Genomic DNA, 5828 nt, shown 5'->3' on the forward strand with positions numbered 1-5828 from the left:
GCAGTGCATTGCGAAGGCGAGCGGCTGGACTACCGGGAACTGGAAGCGTGGTCGAACCGCGTGGCAGGGCATCTGGTGCAGCGTGGCGTCAGGGCGGACGAACGCATTGGCCTGTGCATGACGCGCTCGGCGGGTCTGATTGCATCGCTGCTGGGGGTGCTGAAGTCAGGAGCGGCGTTCGTGCCGCTGGATCCGGACTATCCGGAGGACCGGCTGGGCTACATGATGGAAGACGCGGGGGTGAGCCGGGTGGTGGTGGATGCGGCCACGGCGCGGCGTCATGGGAACCTGCTCGCCGGGCGCGAGATGATCGCGATGGAAGCGCTGCGGGGTGAGACGCACGAAACAGATGAAACAGACAACACAGACGACGCCGGCAACGCACGCGAAGACGCAGGCGTAACGGCAGCCACCACGGCCGACGCACCACAGATCACGATTCACCCCGAGCAGCTCGCCTACGTGATCTACACGTCGGGCTCGACGGGGCGTCCGAAGGGCGTGGCGATCAGCCACGGCGCGCTGTGCTCGCACCTTGAGGACTTCATCGGCACGTACGGTATCAGCGAGACGGACAGACAGCTGCAGTCGTCGACGATCAACTTCGACGTGTCGCTGCACGAGATGCTGCCGGCGCTGCTGTGCGGAGGCCAGGTCGAGATGCGCGGCCCGCAGCTGTGGGATCTGGCGACCACCAGCCGCCACCTGGCCGAAGAAGGGGTGACGTTCTCGCGCATTCCGACGGCGTACTGGCAGCAGTGGCTGCGTGAGCCGCCGCCGGCGCAGAGTCTGCGCGCGCTGCGGCAGATCACGGTGGGCGGCGAAGGGCTGCCGGGCGACGCGCTGCGTCAGTGGCGCGCGGGTCCGCTGGGCCATATCCGTCTGGACAACCTGTACGGGCCGACGGAAACCACGGTGGCGTGCATGTACCGCGAGACGCAGGCGGAGGACGTGGATCACGCGATCGTGTCGATCGGGGTGCCGTACGGCTCGCGCACGGTCTACGTGCTCGACGAAGCGGGCAACGAGGCGCCGGTGGGCGGGCTGGGCGAGCTGTGCATCGGCGGTGAGACGCTGGCGCGTGGCTATCTGAACCGGGCGGCGCAGACGGCGGAGAAGTTCATCCCGGACCCGTACCGGGAGGACGGCGCGCGCCTGTACCGCACGGGCGACCTGTGCCGGCGCCGCGAGGACGGCACGATCGATTTCCTTGGGCGGCTGGACCAGCAGGTGAAGCTGCGGGGCTTTCGCATCGAACTGGGTGAGATCGAGGCGGTGCTGCGCCAGGTGGAAGGGGTGCGCGAAGCGGTGGTGGAGCTCAAAGGCGAGGGCGAGGGGCGGCGTCTGGTGGGTTATGTATCGGGCGCGCCGGGCGTGACGCTGGAGGCCGGTGTGCTGCGCGCTGCGCTGGAAGCGCGGTTGCCGGGCTACATGGTGCCGGGTGCGTTCGTGATGCTGGCGCGGCTGCCGGTGATGCAGAACGGCAAGGTGGACCGTCGCGCGTTGCCGGAGCCTGAGGCGCAGGGCGGGCTGGAGCGCGTTGCGCCGCGCACGCCGCTGGAGGCCACGCTGCTGGGGATCTGGCAGGGCGTGCTGGGCCGCGACGATATCGGGGTGACCGATAACTTCTTTGAGGTCGGCGGCGATTCGATTCTGAGCTTGCAAATCATTGCGCGTGCACGTCAGGCGAATCTGTTGCTGTCGCCGCGCCAGGTGTTCGAGCATCCAACCGTCGCGACGCTCGCGCAGCAGGCGCGCGCGTTGTCGTCCGACGCGGCGCAGGATCACGCCGAGATACACGGCGAGCAACCTTTGACGCCGATCCAGCAGGACTTTTTCAAGCGCTTTCCATACGGCGAATCGCACTGGAATCAGGCCGTGCTGTTGCGTGTCGAAGGTGCACTCGAGTTGACGCTGCTTGAGCGTGTCGTCGCCGATCTGATTGCGGCGCACGACGCATTGCGTCTGCGTTTCCACCCATCCGGCGAAGGCTGGTGTCAGCAGGTCACGCCACGCGAAACCGCACGCATCGTTGAGTCTTTCGATTTGCGTGAAGAGGACAATTGGACCGCGACGCTCGAAGCCCAATCCACTCGCCTGCAACAAAGCCTGAATCTCGAAACCGGACCGCTACTGCGCGTCGGTTACTTCGAGCGTGACGGCGAAGCGCGGTTGCTGCTGGCGATTCATCACCTGGCTGTCGATGGCGTGTCGTGGCGCGTGTTGCTAGACGAACTGCAACAACGCTACGACGATGCATTCAACGCGGCAACCTGTAAGTCGAACGAATCGTCCACCACCCGCACCTCGCTGCCGCGAAGCTTGCCGTGGAGCGTATGGGTCGCCCGGCAGCAGGCGTTCGCGCAGACCGACGCGGTCCAGCACGAAACCGCATGGTGGCGTGCCGCGCTGTCGGACGCGCGCACCTCGTTGCCGGTAGCGGCATCCACCGCGCAACGGGCCGCGCCCCGTACCGTTACCGCAAAACTGGACGCCGACTGGACGCGTCAACTGTTGCAAGCCGCACCGCGCGCGTATCGAACCAACGTAGAAGACCTCTTGCTGAGCGCGTTGACGCAAACCATCGCGGCATGGAGCGGCGAGCGCGGTGTACTCGTCTCGCTCGAAGGTCACGGCCGTGAAGCGCTCGATGAAGAACTCGATCTGAGCCGCACGGTTGGCTGGTTCACGACGCAATATCCGGTGTGGCTCGAAACTGCCGATGCGCCGTCGGCGACGATCAAGGCCGTGAAAGAACGTCTGCGCGCCGTGCCGCGCAAAGGTCTCGGCTATGGATGGCTGTGCGCTTCGCTGGCGGATTCGCCGGTGCCGCGGATCGGCTTCAACTATCTCGGCCAGTTCGACCAGAGCCTTGAAGCTGGCGGCCGGTTCAGCTTCGCCACCGAGTCGGGCGGCGCAACGATGTCGGACGCGCATCCCGCCGACATGGTGCTCGATCTGAACGGCGCGATCGCGAACGGTTGCCTTTCGGTGTCGTGGGCGTATCGCACCGGTGAGCTCGACGAATCCATCGTGCGCGATCTCGCCGCGCAATTCGAGGCGCGTCTGAAGCGTCTGATCGAGCATTGTGTAGAAGCACCATCGAGCGCAACCGCTTCGGATTTTCCGCTCGCGCGGATCGACCAGGCGTCGCTGGAGATGCTGGATCTGCCGTTTGCGGAGATCGACGATCTTTACGCCGCCGCGCCGGTTCAGCAAGGCGTGCTGTTCCATAGCGTGTGGCAGGACGGCGGCGGTGTCTACCTGAATCAGAAGCGCCTGACGCTGCACGGCGAACTCGATCACGAGCGGATGCGGGCCGCCTGGCAGGCGGCAGTGGACCGCCACGACATTCTGCGCACGCACTTCGACTGGCGTCATGGCGGCACCGCATTGCAGGTCGTGCAACGCGTCGCGACAGTGCCGTACACGGTATTCGATTGGCGCACTGACGCGGATCGCTACGAGGCGCGTCTCGCGGAATGGCTCGCCGCGGATATCGAGCAGGGCTTCGATCTGTCGTGCGCGCCGCTATTGCGGATCAACGTGTTCGCGCGTCCGGACGGTGGCCATGACCTGGTGTGGACCGACCATCATGTGCTGCTCGACGGATGGAGCGTGTCGCAGTTGATGGGCGAAGTGCTGCGTCACTATGCGGGCGAGGCGATCCCGGCCCATGGCGGACGGTATCGCGACTACATCGCGTGGCTGGATCGGCGCGATGCTTCGGCGAGCGAATCGTTCTGGCGCGAACAGCTTGCGACGCTGGAGGGCCCGGGGCGGCTTGCCGCCATGGTGCCGGCCGGCGCCGCCACGAACGACGGCGCTTCCTTCCAGGTCGGGGAGTGTGAATATGAATTGAACGCTTTGGCGAGCGAACGGCTTGCCGCGTTTGCACGGCGTGAAAGCGTGACGGTCAATACGCTGGTTCAGGCCGCGTGGGCGCTACTGCTGCAACGCTATACGGGCCAGCAGACGGTCGTATTCGGCGCGACCGTTGCAGGGCGGCCGGCCGATCTGAGTGGCGTCGAAGGCCTGCTTGGATTGTTTATCAACACGCTGCCGGTGATTGCACGTGTCGACGACGCCATATCTGTCGGTGACTGGCTGCGTCGTCTGCAAGCTGCTGCGCTGGCCTCGCGTGAGCATGAACATACGCCGCTGAACGATATTCAGCGCTGGGCGGGCATGGGTGGGCAGGCGCTGTTCGACAGCATCGTCGTGTTCGAAAACTATCCGGTCGACGCCACGCTGAAGAACACCTCGCCTCGCGGACTCAGCTTTGGGGCGCTCGCGAATCGCGAGGAAACGAACTATCCGTTGACGGTTTCGGCGACATTCGCGGCGACGCTGAAGTTGAAACTCAGCTTTGATCGCGGTGTGTTTGCGGACGGGTTTATTGAGCGCATCGGGGCACAGGTCGAGTGGCTGCTGGCCGGGTTGACTGAGGATAGCGCGCGACGGCTTGGCGACGTGTCGTTGCTCGATGCCGATGCACGCCGCGAAGTCGAAGCGTTCAGCCGCAGCGATGCGGACTATGGTGAGGCATTGCCGGTGCATCGCGTGATCGAGGCGCAGGTTCGCCGGACGCCGGATGCGCAGGCCGTGCTGTTTGGCGATACGGCGCTGACGTACGCGGAGCTGAATGCCTGCGCGAATCGTCTGGCGCACCGGTTGTCGGCACAGGGTGTGGGTCCGGATGTGCGCGTTGGGATTGCGGTCGAGCGCTCGGTGGAGATGGTGGTGGGGCTGCTCGCGATCATGAAAGCGGGTGGCGCCTATGTGCCGTTCGATCCGTCGTATCCGGCAGCGCGACTCGCGTACATGATGGCAGACAGCGGGATTTCCCTGCTGCTGACGCAGCGTAGGGTGCACGATGCGCTGCCGCTGTCGGATGCGATCGAGGTGCTCGAACTGGACGCACTCGACCTGGCCGGCGAACCGTCGCACAACCCGGACGTTGAACTGCGAGGCGAAAACCTGGCCTACGTGATCTACACGTCGGGCTCGACAGGCCAGCCGAAGGGCGCGGCGAACCGCCATAGCGCGCTGTACAACCGTCTGGTGTGGATGCAGCAGGCGTACGCGCTGGATGCTACAGACACCGTACTGCAGAAAACCCCATTCAGCTTCGACGTCTCGGTCTGGGAGTTCTTCTGGCCGCTGATGACAGGCGCGCGTCTGGCAGTGGCCGCGCCGGACGATCATCGCGATCCGCAGAAGCTGGTTGAACTGATCGGACGTCATGCGGTGACGACACTGCATTTCGTGCCGTCGATGCTGCAGGCGTTCATTGCTTACGAAGGTGCGCAGCAGTGCACCGGCCTCAGGCGTGTGATCTGCAGTGGCGAGGCGTTGTCCACGGAGTTGAAGGACCGGGCTCTGGCCGCGCTGCCGGCAGCTGCGCTTTACAACCTGTACGGCCCGACGGAAGCGGCCATCGACGTCACGCACTGGACCTGCCAGGCGGACGATACGGTCACGCCGATCGGGCGTCCGATCGCGAACGTGCAGACGGTGGTGCTGGACGCGTCACTGAACATGACGCCGGTGGGTGTGGCAGGTGAACTGTATCTGGGCGGAGCGGGGCTGGCGCGCGGTTACCTGAACCGGTCCGCGCTGACGGCGGAGCGCTTCGTGCCGGACCCGTTCTCGACCGAGGGCGCGCGTCTTTACCGCACGGGTGATCTGGCCCGCTGGCGGGCGGATGGCGCACTGGAGTATCTGGGCCGGATCGACCATCAGGTCAAGATACGCGGTTTCCGGATCGAACTCGGAGAGATCGAGGCACAGCTTCTCGCGCAGGCCAATGTGCGCGAAGCGGTCGT

1 protein-coding gene is annotated in these 5828 nt (G+C 65.3%); it reads left to right on the top strand.

The features are described from left to right. Nucleotides 1-5828, top strand: a 5828-nt coding sequence (locus BCY88_RS35565; protein WP_120348765.1) for a non-ribosomal peptide synthetase, incomplete at both ends; no start/stop codon positions are given.

This window comes from Paraburkholderia fungorum, from assembly GCF_003610895.1.
GTDB lineage: Bacteria > Pseudomonadota > Gammaproteobacteria > Burkholderiales > Burkholderiaceae > Paraburkholderia > Paraburkholderia fungorum_B.